The 17,522-nt window shown below is 72.7% G+C and carries 11 protein-coding genes and 1 pseudogene; 6 read left to right on the top strand and 6 right to left on the bottom strand.

The genetic code is table 11. The features are described from left to right. Positions 1–72 precede the first annotated feature (72 nt). The gene (locus J7E97_RS20500; protein WP_215029298.1) at positions 73–1,971 is read right to left on the bottom strand and encodes a TrkA family potassium uptake protein; all 1,899 of its coding nucleotides are present in this window, start codon (positions 1,969–1,971) and stop codon (positions 73–75) included. A 203-nt stretch (positions 1,972–2,174) separates the two neighbouring features. Between J7E97_RS20500 and J7E97_RS20495 the strand changes: the two genes are divergently transcribed. After that, complete coding sequence (locus J7E97_RS20495) at positions 2,175–2,621, top strand: DoxX family membrane protein (protein WP_215029263.1); 447 nt, start codon at positions 2,175–2,177, stop codon at positions 2,619–2,621. A 125-nt stretch (positions 2,622–2,746) separates the two neighbouring features. Here J7E97_RS20495 and J7E97_RS20490 read toward each other — a convergent pair whose 3' ends face one another. The 4 genes from J7E97_RS20490 to J7E97_RS20475 form a co-directional block, all read right to left on the bottom strand. Then, a complete protein-coding gene (locus J7E97_RS20490) occupies positions 2,747–3,373 on the bottom strand; it encodes an HD domain-containing protein (RefSeq protein WP_251054868.1) in 627 nt (208 codons plus the stop codon). Between the two features lie 40 nt (positions 3,374–3,413). Further along, positions 3,414–4,718 carry a cytosine deaminase gene (codA, locus tag J7E97_RS20485; protein ID WP_251054867.1) on the bottom strand — a complete coding sequence of 435 codons (1,305 nt, stop codon included), beginning with the start codon at positions 4,716–4,718 and terminating at the stop codon, positions 3,414–3,416. A gap of 136 nt (positions 4,719–4,854) precedes the next feature. Continuing rightward, positions 4,855–7,692 (bottom strand): stealth conserved region 3 domain-containing protein, encoded by a 2,838-nt coding sequence (locus tag J7E97_RS20480; protein WP_215029260.1) that lies wholly within the window; start codon positions 7,690–7,692, stop codon positions 4,855–4,857. Further along, the gene (locus J7E97_RS20475) at positions 7,692–8,696 is read right to left on the bottom strand and encodes a hypothetical protein (RefSeq protein WP_215029257.1); all 1,005 of its coding nucleotides are present in this window, start codon (positions 8,694–8,696) and stop codon (positions 7,692–7,694) included. Before J7E97_RS20475 ends, J7E97_RS20480 begins: the two co-directional genes overlap by 1 nt. 287 nt (positions 8,697–8,983) lie before the next feature. Between J7E97_RS20475 and J7E97_RS20470 the strand changes: the two genes are divergently transcribed. The 5 genes from J7E97_RS20470 (at position 8,984) to J7E97_RS20450 (ending at position 16,782) form a co-directional block, all read left to right on the top strand. Next, positions 8,984–10,765 carry a stealth family protein gene (locus J7E97_RS20470; protein WP_215029289.1) on the top strand — a complete coding sequence of 594 codons (1,782 nt, stop codon included), beginning with the start codon at positions 8,984–8,986 and terminating at the stop codon, positions 10,763–10,765. Positions 10,766–10,781: 16 nt separating this feature from the next. Continuing rightward, complete coding sequence (locus J7E97_RS20465; protein WP_215029254.1) at positions 10,782–12,848, top strand: PIG-L family deacetylase; 2,067 nt, start codon at positions 10,782–10,784, stop codon at positions 12,846–12,848. Further along, complete coding sequence (locus J7E97_RS20460) at positions 12,848–13,984, top strand: acyltransferase (protein ID WP_215029251.1); 1,137 nt, start codon at positions 12,848–12,850, stop codon at positions 13,982–13,984. The genes J7E97_RS20465 and J7E97_RS20460 overlap by 1 nt, the downstream gene beginning before the upstream one ends. A gap of 106 nt (positions 13,985–14,090) precedes the next feature. After that, positions 14,091–15,902 carry a prolyl oligopeptidase family serine peptidase gene (locus J7E97_RS20455; RefSeq protein WP_374224197.1) on the top strand — a complete coding sequence of 604 codons (1,812 nt, stop codon included), beginning with the start codon at positions 14,091–14,093 and terminating at the stop codon, positions 15,900–15,902. Positions 15,903–15,945: 43 nt separating this feature from the next. Next, on the top strand, positions 15,946–16,782 hold the full coding sequence (locus J7E97_RS20450) for an SURF1 family protein (protein WP_215029246.1): 837 nt from the start codon (positions 15,946–15,948) through the stop codon (positions 16,780–16,782). Here J7E97_RS20450 and J7E97_RS20445 read toward each other — a convergent pair. After that, positions 16,751–17,522 (bottom strand): annotated as a pseudogene (locus J7E97_RS20445) (hypothetical protein); the annotation flags it as partial. The gene J7E97_RS20450 and the pseudogene J7E97_RS20445 overlap by 32 nt on opposite strands.

The raw sequence follows: 17,522 nt of genomic DNA, 5'->3' as shown, positions 1-17,522 counted from the left end.
CACCGGCATCAGGGCGACGTCAAGGCTGCCGGTCACCGGCAATGCGCCGCCGTACGCGTCCTCCTGACGCGTTCACCGCGCGTCGGGCTCCAGGAGGCGGGCACTGGTCCGACCGAGGAGTTCGGCGAGGCCGCGGCGGGTGGCGGCCAGGACGACGCGGTCCTCGGCCTTCAGGACGTAGCCGGGGTGCAGCTGCCAGACCAGCCCTGGACGCCGAGCGGGGTCCTCCGTGCGGGCGGATGCCAAGTCGGGGCGACGGTCCTCGGGAGACGCCGTGTCGAGGGCGATCACCCGCCAGGCGCCGGGGCGGAAGGATTCGGCGATGGTGCGGCCCTCCAGTCGCGGGTAACCGGCCACGTCGACGGCGGCGAACAGCAGCACCCGGCGCTCCACCGGGATCGCGCCGAGGATCTGCCGGCCCATCATCGCCCCGGCGAAGGCGGGGGCGGCGAGGTGGGTGACACTGCGGCTGCGGGTGAGGCCGGCCGGGTGGGCGGCGCGCAGGGTGCGGTAGACGGCGGTCGCGAAGTCGTCCTCGTACAGGCGCAGTACGACCCGCAGATCCGGTGTGACGGCGCGGGCGTACAGCGCGGCTTCCAGGTTCGTGGTGTCGGAGCTCGTCAGCGCGAGCAGCGCGTGCGCCCGGTGGACGCGGGCGGCCTCCAGTACGCCTTCGTCGGTGACGTCTCCCAAGATCACGGGGACGTGCAGTCGGCGGGCCAGGGCGAGGCCGCGGGCCTGTGGGTCGGACTCCACGCACACCACCGGGATCTCCAGTTCCCGCAGTCGCGCCAGGACGCGGGTCCCGATCTTGCCCAGCCCGAGGAGCACGACGTGGCCGGACAGCCCGCGGGGCGGGCGCCGCAGGACCGTCGCGGTGCGGAACGCGCCCAGCGCCTCCAGTGCGGCCGCCACCAGGACCGGCAGCAGGAGCAGGCCGACGAAGCCGGCCAGGATCTGGAGCACCTGCCGCTCGGCCGGCTCCTCCACCGCCGGGTCGTTGATCGCGAAGATGTCGAGCAGGGTGATGTACGCCGCGTGCAGGGGGTGGTCGCCCGTGGTCAGCCAGGACGCCACCGCGAGCGCGGCCAACGCCGCCGTGATGCCGGCCAGCGACCAGCGCAGCCGCCGCGAGAACAGGGAGGCCACCGGCAGCGACGCCGCGCTCAGCCGCGACGCCGCCCGTGCCTGTCCCGCATGGGCCACTGCCTCCAGGGCTACGATGCCCCGCCCCGTCGCGGCCGCCACCTGGCGGTCATCGGGCAGCAGCTGCGGCCCCCGTTCGCCGCTGAACTCGGCGCCCTCGCTGCCGGCCGGGTCGTTGGACGTGGCCGACAGCAGAGCGAGCGTGCACAGCCCGGGGTCGGCCACCTCGCCCCGCCCCGGAGGCGTACGCTCCACCGCGCGCAGCAGCAGCCCGTCCGCCTGGACCACCTTGCTGGTCCCGGCGATCGCGCTGGCCGCGAGCGCGGGGGCGGCCGTGTCGGCGTCCGACAGCACCGTCGTGGAGGAGTCCAGCTCGCGCAGGTCGGTGCCCGGTTCGGCGACGATCGCCGCCTGGTCGAGGAGCTCCTCCAAGTGCTGGCCGAGCTTGCGGTTGTAGAGCCGGATCACCAGCTGCAGCCTTGGGTTGAGCCGGCGGGCCACCAGGGCGGCCCGTACGTTCGTGTCGTCGTCCTCGTAGACGAGCGCCAGCGCGGCGGCCCCGGCCACCCCCGCGGCGGCCAGCACCTCCTCGTCCGGCTCCGCCGCCTCCAGGACCCGCAGCTCACTCGCCGCCGGCCGCTCCCCCGCCGGTACGCGCATCCGGGCCGACGGGACCCACGCGAGCAGCCCGCGCCGAGACGGCCGCCGCACGGCGAACGGCTGACCGCTCGCGGGCGGCACCACGAGCGTCACCCGTTCCTCGTAGACCTCCTGGAGCTCGGCGGCCAGCCTGCGGCCGAGCCCGTCGTCACCGCATACGACCATCCGGCCCGCGGCATCGGGAAGTTGAGCGTGTTTGTGAGTCTCCACGGCCCCAGGATGCCTTGTGGCGTGCGCGGTTACGCCTCGGCTCCGTACGGGCGATGCGGTGGGCCGGTCCCGCGACCCCTTGCCACGCGGGGCCCGTTCCCTGAAACTGACGGCTCGTCAGTTACGTCCTCAGGGATACGCGAGGGAAGGAACCGGGGATGCAGACCATCTGGCTCGGCGGGCCCGAATGGGTCGCCGTTCTGCGGATCGGGCTCGGGCTGTGGTGGCTGGAGAGCTGGCGGCACAAGGACAAGAAGGACTGGTTCGGCGGAGGCGGCATCCGCTGGGCGGCGGGCGTGGCCGCCGAGCACCGCTGGGGGTTCGTCACCCGCGGCTTCGACCTCGTCGTGAGGCCCTATCCGCGTTTCATGGCCTACCTCGTCGCCTACGCGGAACTGGCCCTCGGGCTCGGCCTCATCGCCGGCTTCCTGACCCCGATAGCCCTAGTCGCCGGACTGCTGCTCAACCTGATCTACCTCGTCCTGATGATCCACGACTGGGGCGAGCAGGGGCAGAACCTGATGATGGCCCTGATCTCCGTGGCCGCGTTCTTCGCGGTGGGATGGCAGGTCTGGTCCCTGGACAACGCACTGGGACTGTTCTGATCCGTCTGAACAGACCAGAACAGACCAGAACAGACGAGAGCAGACGAGAGCAGATCGGATCTGACCGATAGCACGGACAGCCGGCCGACCGCCCCCAAAACCCGGGGCGGCGGGCCGGGACGGTGTCAGCCCTGCCGGTCCAGCGGGTTCGCCGCGATCCGCTCCTTCGCCCCGCCCGCCACATAGGCCGCCGCCGCGCACTGCGGCTTGCGCACGGCCTGGTCCGCGACCAGCGCGAAGAACGCGTCACCGAAGCCCAGACGCGGGTATTCGGCGAGCAGTCCGGCGGTGAAGGCCGGGTCGAAGTCGGCCAGGCCCAGCCCGGAGACGTCCGCGCTCGTGCCGACCTGGAGCAGGTGGCTCTCCACGTCCTCGGCGGCCGTCACGTCGTCCCGCATGTGCAGGACGATGATCTCCTCGGCGCGCGCCCGCCGCTCCGCCGGCCAACCCAGTCCCGCCGTGAGGACCCGGGCCACGTGCCCGCCCGCCTCCTCGAAGGGCAGCGTGTGGCTGTCGAACGGCGCGGTCAGGCCGAGGTCGTGCGCCAGCGCGCTGACGTAGAGGAGCTCCCGGTCGTACGAGAGACCGTGGCGGTCCGCGTACTCGGCCGCGAAGGCGTACGAGCGGACGGAGTGGTTCAGCAGCGCCCCGTCCGCGTACTCGGCGGCGATCTCCCGCGCGGCCCGGCCGGACGGAGTGTCAAGCGCCCATGCCGCGGCGGTCATGGGGGTCGCAGGAGTCAAAGGAGTCATGCCGGTCAGCCTAAGGGCTGTCCCGTAGTGGGGCGGCCGGTCACATCCGCCGGGTGAAGTCCACCTCGGAGGGGCCGCGCTCTCCCGGCCAGGCCAGCAGGCGGGCCGGAGCCGCCGGGGTCTCGGCGAGGACGGTGCCGCGCGAGACGACGTAGCGCGGGCGGACCTGGCGGCGGACCGCCTCGGTGGGCGAGTCGGCCGGCAGGAGGACGAAGGAGGCCGGGGCGCCCTCGGTGATGCCGTACTCGCGGGGCGTCAGGCCGAGGACGCGCGCGGCGCGCTCCGTCACCATCTCGAAGGCCACCGGGATCTCGTCGGCTCCCGTGAGCTGGGCGGCGTAGATCCCGACGAGGGCGGTCTGGAGCGGGTTGCCGGTGCCCAGCGGGTTCCAGGGGTCCATCACGTCGTCGTGGCCGAAGGCCACGTTCACTCCCGCCGCCAGCATCTCCTTGACCTGGGTGAGGCCGCGGCGCTTGGGATAGGCGTCGAAGCGTCCCTGGAGGCCCAGGTTGGCGAAGGGGTTGGAGACGAGGTTGATCCCGGAACGCGACAGCAGACGCTGGAGTTTGAAGCTGTACGCGCCGCCGTAGGAGCCCATGGCCGTCGTGTGCGAGGCCGTCGCGCGCTCGCGCAGCCCCGAGCGCAGCGCGAGGGTCGCCAGCACCTCCACGAACCGGGAGTGCTCGTCGTCGATCTCGTCACAGTGCGCGTCGACGGGCAGGCCCCGTTCCTCGGCCAGCGCGAAGGCGAGGGACAGCGAGGCCACCCCGTCCTCGCGGGTGTCCTCGAAGTGCGGGATCGCGCCGACGACGTCCGCGCCGCGCCGGACCGCCTCGCGCAGCAGCGCCGCGCCGTCGGGGAAGGAGACGATGCCCTCCTGCGGGAAGGCGACGATCTGCACGGTCATGACGTCCCGGACCCGGTCGCGCACCTCCAGCAGTGCGTCGAGCGCGGTCAGCGCGGGGTCGGTGACGTCGCAGTGGGTACGGACGTGCAGGACGCCCTGCGCCGCCTGCCAGCGCAGCACCTCGGTGGCCCGCGCGACGACGTCCTCGTGGGTCAGGGTCCGCTTGCGCTCGCTCCAGCAGGCGATGCCCTCCCAGAGCGTCCCGGAGGCGTTCGCGCGCGGCTCTGCGGCCGTCAGGGCGGTGTCGAGGTGGATGTGCGGCTCGACGAAGGGGGCGCTGAGGAGGCCGCCGTGGGCCTCGATCAGCACCCCCGTCGCCGGTGGTTCCTTCTGGTCGTCGTACGGGATCACGCGCGCGATCCGGCCGTCCTCCGCGACCTCGACGTCGTACAGGCCTTCGCTGTGCAGCAGCCGGGCGCCCCGGACGATCATCCGCATGGCGCCACCCTACGACCGCGGGGACCGCACCGGGCCGCGCGAAATCCCCGTTCCCCTCCGCGTGGAGGGGAACGGGGACGGGAAGGGCGACGGGAACGGGGGCCGTCGGACCGCGGTCAGCGGCGGAGCGCCGGGTTCAGTCCTTCTCGAACGGCGAGCGCACCGGGAAGTAGGCGTTCAGGAACGCGCGCAGCACGCGGTCCTGCTCGTCGACCGGCACGGCCGCGTCGGCCGACTCCCCGATGCAGAACACGCTGTGGCTGCGGGTGGCCAGCAGGCGGCTGAGCCGCGTGTGGTGCTCGTAGTTGCCCGCGTTGATGAACGAGCAGGTGATCGTCGACGGCATCGCCCGGCCCGTCAGGTAGCCGTAGTGGTGGTGCAGCGACGAGGTGACGGACAGGTCCGTCGACGCCCGGAACCTGCTCGCCGCCGTGGCCCCCATCTCCTCGGGGAACTCCTCGGCGATCGCCTGGAGCACACTGCGCCGCAGCGGGTGCGGCGTGTGCAGGAAGCCGTGGGTGGCGGTGCGGCCGAACTTCCGCTCGAGCAACGTGCGGTTGTTCTTGGCGGCGGCGAAGTAGCCCTCGTCGGTCTCGGCCAGCTCGACGGGCGGGATGGCGGTGGGCGACCGGAAGAAGTGGCTCATGCCGTTGCTGGCGAAGAACGAGGACGGCTTGAGCGGGCGGCCCATGAACACGTCGTCGTTGAGGTAGAGGAAGTGCTCGGAGAGGCCGTCGATGCGGTGCAGCTGGCTCTCGATGGCGTGCGAGTTGAACGTCGGCAGCACGGACGGGTCGGCGAATATCTCGCGGTGGCTGACGACCTTGATCCCGGGCTGCTCGGTGTCCAGCCAGTCCGGCGTCTGGTCGTCGGTGACGAGGTACACGTTGCGGACCCACGGGGCGTACATGGCCAACGACCGCAGGGAGAAGCGCAGCTCGTCGCGGTTGCGGAAGCGCACGTCACCGCTGTCCGCGCCGCCGTCGGCGGTGGCGAGGCCCGCTTCACGCTTGGCGGTGTCGCGGCGCTCGCGCCACGCGGGGTCGCTGTCGTCCACCCACGTGTAGACGACGTCGATCGGGAAGCCGACCTCCCACATGAGGTGGCCGTCGAAGGCGGCGGCCGTCGGGTACTCGCGCTCGGCGACCCGCAGCGTGGCGGAGGCCTCCAGCGAGGGCAGGCGCGGGCCGACGAGGGTGGAGCCGCGCGGAGCCGCGCGCCAGCCGGGCAGCTCGGCGTCCTCCGGCTCCTCGTCCCAGAACTCCACGGCGCACGCGAAGGCGGGTCCGTAGCGCAGGGTCCGGCTCTCGGTGACGACCGGCTTGAAGACGCGCAGGCCGGCGACGTCGCCGGCCGACTTCAGCCGCTCGGCGAGGATCGCCCCCGGGGCAGCCCCGCGCGGCGTCACGAGTTCCGCGTAGACGGGCTTGCCCTGCAGGTCGGCGGCGAGGGCGGCGAGCACCGCCTCGCGGCGCTCGGCCTCGACGGCGATGCGGTACGAGGTGCCGCCGTCGCGCAGCAGGACGTACGGGATGCCGTGCGCCGTCAGCGCGTCGGTGGTGAGCTCGAGGTTCCACTCGGCCATGCGGGAGGCGAGGACGTCGTCGCGCACCTCGGCCAGCCGGCCGGCGGAACGGACCAGGGTGCCGGAGCGGTCCTGGGCCTGGATCATGACCTCGCGGGCCTTCTGCTCGTCGGCCGAGCCCGCCAGCACGCTGATGGGCGCGGCGACGTTGAAGGTGCGGGTACCGCCGGCGGCGATCCGCAGTGCCGTGCGGTCGGCGCGCGCGGCGAGCCGGGCGGGCGAGTCGCGGCGGGCGACGAGACGTTCGAAGAGCCCCTCCCACTCCTTGGTGATCCGCTCGCCGCTGAAACGCTCGTAGACGCCCTCGCGGGCGGCCTTGCCGTAGGCCCGGCGGGTCTCGTCGTCCCCCATCAGCTTCGACATGGCCACGGCCAGGGACGCCTTGTCGGCGGCGGGGACGAGCAGGCCGTCGACGCCGTGCCGGATGATCTCGGCGGGCCCGGTGACGATGTCGTAGGCGACGACCGGGACTCCGGCGGCGAAGACCTCCAGGAGCACGAGGGGGAACGCCTCGTTGCGGGAGGGCAGCAGGGCCAGACCGGCCTTGGCCCACTCCCGCTCCATTTCGGAGGAGCGGCCGAGCAGCAGGACGCGGTCGTGCAGGGCGAGGCCGTCGATGATCCGCCGCAGGCGCACCTCCTGGGGCCCGTCGCCGAAGATCCGCATCGACCAGTCGGGGTGCTCGTCGGCGATGGACGCGAAGGCCTCGATGGCGTGGTCGAGCTGCTTCTCGGGCGTCATCCGGGCGGCCAGCACGATGGTCTTGCCGTCCAGGTCGGACCGGGGCCGGAAGCCGTCCGGGACCGCGTTCGGGATCGCGACGAGCTCGGGGGCGGTGGCGCCCAGCGAGTCGGCGAACCAGTCCTTGGTGCGATCGGTGAGGGAGGCCAGTGCGTCGATCCGGGGCGCGTAGACCAGCAGCGGTTCGCCGCTGACGCCTCGCAGCTGGGAGGCGCGGTGCTCCTGGTGCACGGTGACCACCCGGGAGGGCACGAGCTCCGCGGCGGCCGCCATCAGGGCGGGCGTGGTGGTGATCAGCACATCGGTGTCGAGCGAACCCAGGGCACTGGTCATCTCGATGTCGGAAAGCCGGTCGAAGGTGGCTTCCCAGGCCGGCCGGACGATCTCGCTCGGCAGGGAGGTGAGCGTCCGGCAGACCTCCTCGCTCAGAGCGGTCTCGCGCACCGGGCGCCCGTACGGGCCGGTGCGGTCGACGAGGTAACGGCGCGGGATGGCGTGGCCGGCCGAGAAGAAGGGCTCGGGCCTCGTCTTGAAGACGCTGATCACCTCGACCTCGTGGCGCGGGGTCAGGTGTGCCGCCTGGGTGTAGGTGGCCATCTCGGTGCCACCCATCTCGTCGCCCCAGGTGAGCAGGAAGGTGATCTTCATCAGGCGGTTTCCTTGGTGGGTATGACAGTGCTGCTCACGGCGAGGTTCCCGGCGGCTGAGAGGTGCGCGTGCACGCGCAGCAGCGCACCTTCCTCGGTGGCGATGGTGCGGAACGGTGTACGGAAGACCTTTTTGGGGTTGCGTACGTCGCCGAGACGACGGCCGATCTTGATCCGGCTGCGGCCGGACCGCAGCTGGATGTCCCACACGCTCTTGCCCCGCCCCTTGGACATGGCGTCGAGCGGCACGTCGAACGCGAACCGGTCGCCGTCCCACTCGGTGCGGATGGGGACGGAGGCCGTGCCGCCGCGACGCACGGCCTCGGCCGTGAAGGCGGTCGGGGAAGCGCCGGCGAGCAACCGGCCCCGGACGGAGATCCGGTCCCAGCGCAGGTCGAAGGCGGTCAGCTCGGCTCCGAGCCGGGGGCCCGCCACCTTGATCATCGCCTGGCCGTCCACGGACCGCACGGGCCGGAACACGGCGCCCGACGTCGGGCTGGGCGACGTGGAGAGGGTGGGGCCGGACGAGGCGTGGGCGGCCGGGGCGGTGATGCCGAAGCGCTCCTCGCGCCCGTCGGCATCGGCCGTTTCGACTGTGAGCCTCCACACACCGTCGGTCAGCCGCGGGCCGGAGGCCTCCGGGGCGTCGTGACGGGCGTGGCGGAGCCCGGCCGTCACGGTGAACAGCGCCGGTCCGTGCCCCTGGGACTCCCGTTCCATCGGGACGCTCTGGCGCTGGTCCCCGCGCTCGAAGACGAGCACCGCCGAGATGATCTCGGCAGAGGTCCCGGACGAGGACACGGGCACGGGCACGGGCACGGCGAGGTTGAAGGTGCGGCCGCCGAGCACGGAGAGGTGGACGGGCTTCAGCGTGGGCCCGGACCTCCCCCTGCCGCCCAGGGCCGGCACGGTGTCGATCCGCTCCACACGACGGCGAATCCGGCCGGCCGTACGCCGAGCGCGCTTGACCGCTCCCACCGCATGGGACAGCAAGGTTTCACTCATGGCGCACCCATGTCTCTCCTGTGGCGATACCCCCGCGCGCGTGACGTCCGGTCAAGGCTCCAGGCCCGTGCACCCGCTTGATTGCGCTTGCCGCACGTCCGTCACCGGGCGAAGAGAAATGCCGCTACGTCCCGTTGTCGGCGCGCCCTGTGACGCGTTGCATTCGCTTGGGGTCTTCTTGAATCTTATCGAACATATATGTTTCCTTTAAGTCAGCATGATAGGTGACGGCTACGGCCGACCGGAGGAACAGGGATGAGGCGCAGGGCATCGTGACCGTACCGTCGCTGAAGCAGGCGGTCACCGCCAAGGCTGCCGCACCCCGCAACGGACGGCCCAACGCCGAGGGCTCCGCCCTCGTCGGCCTCTACCGCAAGGTGGCCCCCGACCGCCTGCGCCGTGTGGTGGCCGACCGCTACTCGCCCGAGGCCCGCCGCCGCGTCAAGCAGTCCATCGGCTCCCTCGGAGTCGGCCAGATGCTCGGCAAGGTGCGCGGAACCCACCTCGCCACCGTGCACCGCTCCCTCGTCGCCGGGTCCGGTGCCCTCGTCATGACCGTCGGCGGGCGCCCGCGCATCACCTTCGTGGACGCCGGCCTGTCACCCGAGGCCACCCGCCGCATCGGCCTCGGTGCCGTCACCGAGGCCCTCGCCGCCGCCGGGGTCGACTACTTCTGCGTGCGCAACCAGGAGCGCCGGGCTTCGACCGTGGCCGTCGCCGCCTCCGACCGCGCCCGCGCCGTCACCGCCCTGCAAGAGCTGACCCGGACGGTGCCCGCCTACTTCGGCCCCATCGGCCCCGACGACAAGCGCGTGCTGCCCGCCTACCAGGCCGCCAACTGGCGCCGGTTCGCGCGCGCCCGCGCCCTGCGCCTGTTCTGGTACCGGACCGACCCGGGCCAGAACCTGGTCCTGGGGCCCGAGCACGGCTGCGACATCGAATTCTGGGCCGTCGAGGGCGACCGCCTGGTCGCCCCCCGCCGCAACTCCATCACCGAGTCCGTGCCGGTCGACGGAGCCTGCGTCGAGGTCCCCGCGACCGTGTTCACGGCTCCCTGGGGCAGCAGCACCAGCACGGGCATGACGGTGCGCACGCGTCCGGAGTTCACGACCACGCTCCCCCGGGACATCACCTTCCCCGTCGACGTCGTATACACCTGGGTCGACGGAACCGAACCGGCATGGCTGCGCCGCCGGTCCCAGTTCTCCGGCTCCGACTACCACGCCGAAGCGGCGAACGCGGCCCGCTACGCCAACCACGACGAACTCCGCTACTCCCTGCGGTCGTTGGCCATGTACGCCCCGTGGGTCCGCAACGTGTACCTCGTCACCGACGACCAGACGCCGGACTGGCTGGACACCGAGCAGCCCGGGATCAAGGTCGTCAGCCACCGCGAGATATTCGCCGACCCGTCCGTGCTGCCGACGTTCAACTCGCACGCCATCGAGAGCCAGCTGCACCGCATCGACGGCCTCTCCGAGCACTTCCTGTACTTCAACGACGACGTGTTCCTGGGCCGGGAGATGGCCCCGGGCGGGTTCTTCCTCGCCAACGGCCTGACCCAGTTCTTCCCCTCGCCCGCGCTGGTGCCCCTGGGCCCGCCGTCCGTCGACGACGTGCCGGTCTCCGTCGCCGGAAAGAACAACCGGGCGCTGATCCAGGCACGCTTCGGAACCACGCCGACGCAGAAGATGCGGCACGTGCCGCACGCCCTGAGCCGCACCGTCCTGGCCGAGATCGAGGAAGAGTTCGCGGAGCAGCACCGGGCCACCGCCGCCAACCGCTTCCGCAGCCCGCAGGACATCGCCATACCCTCCTCCCTGCACCACTACTACGCCTTCCACACCGGGCGGGCACTGGCCGGCGACCTGGAGTACATGTACATCGACGTGTCGCTGCCCAACGCCGCCAACCGCCTGGACCGGCTGCTCCTCGCACGCGACCGCGACGTGTTCTGCCTCAACGACACGCTCTCGACGGAAGAGGACTTCGAAACCAGCAGCAGCCTCCTGCGGCCGTTCCTCGACGCGTACTACCCCGTCCCCAGCCGCTTCGAGCGATCCGCGTAACCATGGGAGAAGCACCGTGACCGCACGACCCCCCACACGGCGCACCGTGGTTACGGGTCTCCTGGCTCTCGCCGCCGCGGGCTGCACGGGCGGTCCGGACGGCAAGAAGCACCCCTCCGAGGCACCGGCGCCCGGCCGGGCCTCCGTTGCCCCGGCGAAGGACGGTATGAGCGGCGCGCGGATCATGCAGATCGTGGCCCATCCGGACGACGACCTGTACTTCATGAACCCGGAACTCCAGCAGTCGATCAGCGACAACGACCGGCTGGTCAGCGTGTACGTCAACTGCGGCGAGAGCTCGGGCGTCAACAAGGTCCCCGGCTCCAAGACGCCGCCCCAGCCCGACGTCCCGGGCTACGCGGGCGCCCGCCGCCAGGGCCTGCGCCAGGCCTACGCGCTGATGGCGACCGGCAAGGACCAGGCGCCCTGGAAGATCGAGGCCAAGGCCCTGCAGGACGGGACCCTCGTCGAGGTGGACACCCTCGAGGGGCACTCCGGCGTCCAGCTCGTCTTCCTGGGCGTCCGGCAGCACTCCACGGGCGGCGGCCAGAGCAACGCCCTCCCGGTGCTGTGGTCGGACCCTGCCGCGTCCACCAGCACCCTGGCCTCCACCGGTTCCCCCGTCACCGCCTCGCACGAGGTGACCCGCGAGAGCCTGATCGCCAACCTGGCCGCCCTGCTGAACGAACACAAGCCCACGCTCGTCCGCACCCTCGACCCCGACCCCGACTCCCAGGTCCACGACGCGAAGAACCGTGCCCACCACGACCAGCCCGGTTACTCCGACCATCCGGACCACACGGCCGCGGCCCTGTTCGCGTACGCCGCCCTGGAGCGCTACAAGGGCCCCGGCGAAGGCCGCTCGCACACCGTCGTGAGCTACCGCGGGTACTACAACGAGCGGTGGCCGGACAATCTGCCGCCCCAGATCCAGCGCGCCAAGGCCGACGTGCTCAACGCCTACGGCGGTTCACCGGACCGCTGCGACTTCGAGGCCGGCTGCGGCGACTACGACGTCGGCCAGGACCGCTCCTACGGTCCCGGCTGGCTCCAGCGGACCTCCCAGCGCCAGCCCACCGCGGCGCCCCGGATCCAGCAGGCCCCGGACGGCCGCCTCACCGCTTTCTGCGTCCTGGGCGGACAGGCGGCCATGTGGCAGGAGTCCGGGCCGGGCAGCGGTAGTTGGGGGAAGCCCGCGCTGCTCGGCGGCGACGGGCTGCTGCCCGGGCTGTCCGCGGTCCTCACCGAGGACGGCCGCTGGCAGCTGTACGCCCAGCGCGTCGCCGGTCTCGGGGCCAAGGCCCAGGAGAACCTGCGCGAGCTCGTCATGGCCGAACAGCGGGAGACCGGTGGGCCCTTCGGGGCCTGGACCTCGCTCGGCAACCCCGAGAAGGACCCGGAGCGCGGTCGCCGCACGGGCGCGCCCGTGGTGGCCGTCGCCGGCGACGGCACCGTCCACCTCTTCGCGCGCAACTGGTCCAAGGGCGTCTCCACCCGGATCCGTCGCCGCGGCGACACCACCTGGAGCAACTGGCGCGACCTCGGCGGGGCCGAGGTCCAGGAAGGCCTGACGGCCGCCACCGACGCCAAGGGCCGCGTCCACCTCCTGGCCGCCGGGCACGACACCGTCCACCACTGGACGCACGACCAGCCGGGCCAGGACCTCGCCCCGGTCCCCACCGGCCTGCCCGCCCCCGCGGACCCGCCGACCGTCCTGGCCCGCCCGGACGGCTCGCTGCTCCTGGTGTTCCGCCAGCCGAAGACCGCCCGTCCCCAGCTCCACCGCCGCGCGGCGGACGGCCGCACCTGGACCGACGGAAAGCTCGACCTCGCCGGCCGCGGTTACGGACCGCTCACGCTCCACCCGCTCCGCGACGGGGTGCTCGTCGCCGCCCGCAACAACGACGGCGGCACCAGCCTGGCCACCCTCGAAACACGCGCCACCCCCCGCTGGAGCAGCATCAAGGGTGCCGTGGTCGGCCAGGCCGCCCTGGCCTCCGACTCCACCGGCCGCCCCTTCCTCGCCCGCCTGGCGCCCGACGCGACCCTCGTGACGAGCCCCGTCCCACAGAACAGTCGCTGATGACCACTCCAGTTGTCCCCGCCGTCATACCCGTCCGTACCGCGGTTTCCCGCCCCGCCACGGGTCCCGCCCGGAGCGGCCGCCTCTACACGCTCGACGGGCTGCGCCTGGTCGCCGCGCTGATCGTCGTCGCCTTCCACCTCGTCGCCTTCGACGACTGGGCGACGCCGGTGTGGGGCAAGTCCACCTCCGTCGTCTTCCCGACGGCGCACCCGATCGCCTCGTACGGCTGGCTCGGAGTGCAGCTGTTCTTCCTGATCAGCGGCTTCGTGATCTGCATGTCCTGCTGGGGACGCACGGTCAAGGAGTTCGCGATCTCCCGGGTGATCCGGCTCTACCCCGCTTACTGGTTCGCCGTCCTGCTCACCGCCGGCGTGATGCTCTGGTCCCACGGGATGAAGCAGACCGGCTTGACCCCGACCAAGATCCTCTCGAACCTGACGATGCTCCAGGAACCGATGGGCGTCGGTGACATCGACCCCGTCTACTGGACGCTCTGGACCGAGCTGCGCTTCTACCTGCTGTTCGGCATCGTCGCCGCGCTCGGCCTCTCCTACCGCCGCGTCGTCGCCTTCTGCGGCATCTGGTTGCTGATGTCCGTCCTGGCACCGCACTCCGGCATCGATCTGATCAAGCTCATGGCCATGCCCGATGCCGCCCCGTTCTTCGTCGCCGGCGTGGTGATGTTCCTGATGCGCCGGTTCGGCACCAAGCCCGAACTGTGGCTGCTGCTCGGCCTGTCCTGGCTGCTCGCCCAGAACCAGCTGCCCGCCCTGATGAAGACGGCCGAGGGCTCGGTGAAGCACCAGCTCTCCTGGACCGTCTGCCTCGCCGTCGTCACGGTGTTCTACCTGCTCGTGCTGGCCGTGGCCCTCGGCCGGCTCCGCTTCTTCAACCGCAAGTGGCTGACCACCGCCGGAGCGCTCACGTTCCCGCTGTACCTGCTGCACGAGGAACTGGGCTGGGAGATCGTCCGGCGCCTGCACACCGACATCGCGCCCTGGCCGCTGCTCGGTGGCATCCTCGCGGTCATGCTGCTCGCTTCCTGGCTCGTGCACCGCTTCGTCGAACGGCCCAGCGCGAAGGCCATGAAGAAGTGGCTCACCGGCACCGGGGCGGCCAGCGGCCGGCGCTGACCCACCGGGAGACGGCGTACGCGGGGGCGGGACGGGAGACCGTCCCGCCCCTCACCCGTACCGGAGCGATCGGTGCCCGCGGCGTCGTGCCGCGAGAATGGGTGGCATGACCAGCGACAGCGATGTGACCACCACCTCCATGCCCGACTGGGAGAAGCGCTTCCGGGCTCCGCGCGTAGCGCTGCCCGAGTGGGCCGAGGACGCACCCGACCGCTCGATCTTCGTCTCCAACGCGACCGGGACCTACGAGATCTACGCCTGGGACCGGGCCACCGGTTCGCAGCGGCAGGTCACCGACCGCCCCAACGGCACCACCGACGGCGCCCTCTCCCCCGACGGGGAGTGGATCTGGTGGTTCTCCGACACCGACGGCGACGAGTTCGGCACCTGGGTCCGTCAGCCCTTCGCGGGTGGCCCCGACGAGCCGGCCACCCCCGGGCTCGAGTCCTCGTACCCCGCCGGGCTCGCCATCGGGCGGGACGGGACGCACGTCGTCGGGCGCTCCACCGACGAGGACGGGACCACGATCCACGTCCTGCGGCCCGACGGGACCGCGCCCGCCGTGGCCTACCGGCACCGCGAGTCGGCCCATGTGGGGGACCTGTCCCGCGACGGGACCCTGCTCGCCGTCGAGCACACCGAGCACGGCGACGCGATGCACTGCGCGCTGCGCGTGCTCACCCTGGACGGCGCCACCGTCGCCGAGCTGGACGATTCCCAGGGCGGCACCGTGGAACTGGGCCTCGCGACGCTCGGTTTCGCGCCCGTCGCGGGTGACACCCGGCTGCTCGTCTGCCACCAGCGGCGCGGCCGCTGGGAGCCGCTGGTGTGGGACGTGGCCACCGGCGCCGAGGAGGAGCTGGACGTCGAGCTGCCGGGCGACGTCGGCGCCGAGTGGTACCCGGACGGCTCCGCGCTGCTGATCGAGCACAGCCACGCGGCCCGCAGCGAGCTGTTCCGCTACGACCTGGCCGCGCGGACGCTGCTGCGGCTGGACACGCCGCCGGGCACCGTCTCGGGTGCGACGGCCCGGCCCGACGGGACGGTGGAGTACCAGTGGTCCTCGGCGGCCGAGCCCCCGGTCGTACGGTCGACGGCGGGCGGGGTCGTGCTCGACCCGCCCGGTTTCCGGGCGCCCGGCTCCGTGCCGGTCGAGGACGTGTGGGTGGAGGGCCCCGGCGGCCGGATCCACGCCCTCGCCCAGCGGCCCGCGGGCCAGGGCGAGGGCCCCTTCCCAACCGTGTTCGAGATCCACGGCGGGCCCACCTGGCACGACAGCGACGCCTTCGCGTCGAGCCCGGCGGCCTGGCTCGACCACGGCTTCGCCGTCGTGCGGGTCAACTACCGCGGCTCCACCGGGTACGGGCGCGAGTGGACCGACGCCCTCAAGCACCGGGTCGGCCTGATCGAGCTCGAGGACATCGCCGCGGTCCGGGAGTGGGCGGTGGACTCCGGCCTCGCCGACCCGGCGCGCCTCGTCCTGTCCGGCGGCTCCTGGGGCGGCTACCTGACGCTCCTGGGCCTCGGCACGCAGCCCGGTGCCTGGGCGGTGGGGCTGGCCGCCGTGCCGGTCGCCGACTACGTGAGCGCGTACGAAGACGAGATGGAGGCGCTGAAGTCCCTGGACCGCACCCTCTTCGGCGGCACGCCCGAGGAAGTCCCGGAGCGCTTCGAGGCCTCCTCACCGCTGACGTACGTGGACGCGGTCAAAGCGCCCGTGCACATCGCGGCGGGCGTCAACGACCCCCGCTGCCCCATCCGCCAGATCGACACCTACGTGGACCGGCTGGCGGCGCGCGGCGCGGTGCACGAGGTGTACCGGTACGACGCCGGGCACGGCTCGCTGGTCGTGGAGGAGCGCATCAAGCAGGTCCGCATGGAGCTCGACTTCGCGCTGAAGCACCTTCCGCGGGCCTGACCCCGGGACCCGCGGGCCGGTGCACCCCCCGTACGGTGGTGGGGTGCACCGGTTTCTCCTGACCCCGCGCTGGTGGGGGATCAACGTCTTCGTCGCTCTCGGCGTTCCCTTCTGCCTGTTCATGGGCAGTTGGCAGCTCGGCCGTTTCGAGGACCGCGTCGACAGCCACGAGGAGGCGGCCGGCGCACGCCCCGCCGACCGGCCGGCCGCGCCGCTGGATTCGCTGCTCCCGGTGGACAAGAACACCTCCGGGCGGCTCGCCTCCGTCTCCGGCGAGTACGCCGACCAGTTGCTCGTCCCCGAGCGGCGGCTCGACGGGAAGTCGGGTTTCTACGTCCTGACGCTGCTCAAGACCGACACCGGCAAGGCCGTCCCCGTGGTCCGGGGCTGGCTGCCGGGCGGTGCGGACGCGGGCCGGGCCCCCGCCGCGCCGACCGGGCGGGTCGAGGTGACGGGGGCGCTGCAGGCCTCGGAGAGCTCCAGCAGCAAGGGCGTCTACTCCTCGGGCGGGCTCCCGGCCGGGCAGCTCGGCGTGATCGGGGCGGCCTCGCTCGTCAACATCGTGCCCTACGGCCTGTACGACGCCTGGCTGACGGTGCAGACCCCGGCCGACGGCCTGACCCCGGTGCCGGCTCAGGCCCCGGTGAACACCGGGCTCGACCTGAAGGCCTTCCAGAACCTCGGCTACACCGGCGAGTGGTTCGTCTTCGCCGCGTTCGTCCTGTTCATGTGGTTCCGGCTCTACCGGCGCGAGGTGGAGACCCTGCGGGACGCGGAGGCGGGCCTGCTGGAGGACCCGGCGACCGCCGCCGCCGTGCCCGTCGTGCCCGCGGCGGGAGCTACGTCCGCTACGGCTTCTGCGGCTCCGCCAGCGGGATGACGCCCGTCCGGTAGACCGTCCCCCCGCACGCCTCGGGGATCGTCGTCTGCGTGGTCGGGGCGCCGGGCAGCGCCGTGCCGGGCGTGTGGGACACGGCCAGAGCGACCGGATCGGCCGGAGGCACCGGCTGGGTCTCCGGCTCCTTGGCCGTGCCCGCGCCGCTGTCCGCAGCCGCTCCCGTACCGGCGCCCGCGCCCGAAGCCGTGTCCCCGGATCCGCCCGGCGGCTTGGGTCCCGCGGAGGCGGCCGGTTCCGGGCAGCCCTGCTCGGGCGGCACCCAGGCGAAGCGGACCTCGTACGCCGCGTTCGGCGCGAGCAGCACCAGCGGGGCGTCCGCCGACGGGGCGGGCAGCCCCGTCGCGGGATCGCCCGCGGTGTGGCCGACGACGGCCACGGCCGGCGCCCCGGCGTTGTCCTTGCCGGTCCCGGGCTCCGCCGCCGGGGCCGCGGTCACGGTGTCCGGGCCGACGACCGTACAGCCGCGCACCGAGACGTTGGTGACCTTGAAACTGCCGTAGACCTTGCCGTCGGCCTCCGGGGGCCGGGCGCTGCCCGACACCCCGAGCTGCTCGGCGCTGCACGTGGCCCCGCCCGGGGCTGCCGGCGGGGGCAGCATGACGCCGCCGGTGAACCCGGGACCGCCGGGCAGGACGCCCGACCCGCCGGCCGGGCCGGTGTTCGCCCCGCCGCCCGGGAGGGGGGCGGCGGGCGGGCTGGGCGCCGAGCCGACGGAGCCGCCC

It is taken from the genome of Streptomyces sp. ISL-66 (assembly GCF_018614135.1).
Taxonomy (GTDB): Bacteria; Actinomycetota; Actinomycetes; order Streptomycetales; family Streptomycetaceae; genus Streptomyces.
The sequence above is the reverse complement of the archived record's forward strand: the minus strand, read 5'-3'. Positions and strand labels throughout refer to the sequence as shown.

What these genes read in the sequence shown, in the direction of transcription:
- J7E97_RS20455 (WP_374224197.1), top strand. Translation starts at nt 14,091, where the DNA reads ATGACCAGCGACAGCGATGTGACCACCACCTCCATGCCCGACTGGGAG.
- J7E97_RS20495 (WP_215029263.1), top strand. Translation starts at nt 2,175, where the DNA reads ATGCAGACCATCTGGCTCGGCGGGCCCGAATGGGTCGCCGTTCTGCGG.
- codA (WP_251054867.1), bottom strand. Translation starts at nt 4,718, where the DNA reads ATGCGGATGATCGTCCGGGGCGCCCGGCTGCTGCACAGCGAAGGCCTG.
- J7E97_RS20500 (WP_215029298.1), bottom strand. Translation starts at nt 1,971, where the DNA reads ATGGTCGTATGCGGTGACGACGGGCTCGGCCGCAGGCTGGCCGCCGAG.
- J7E97_RS20480 (WP_215029260.1), bottom strand. Translation starts at nt 7,692, where the DNA reads ATGAAGATCACCTTCCTGCTCACCTGGGGCGACGAGATGGGTGGCACC.
- J7E97_RS20460 (WP_215029251.1), top strand. Translation starts at nt 12,848, where the DNA reads ATGACCACTCCAGTTGTCCCCGCCGTCATACCCGTCCGTACCGCGGTT.
- J7E97_RS20475 (WP_215029257.1), bottom strand. Translation starts at nt 8,696, where the DNA reads ATGAGTGAAACCTTGCTGTCCCATGCGGTGGGAGCGGTCAAGCGCGCT.
- J7E97_RS20490 (WP_251054868.1), bottom strand. Translation starts at nt 3,373, where the DNA reads ATGACTCCTTTGACTCCTGCGACCCCCATGACCGCCGCGGCATGGGCG.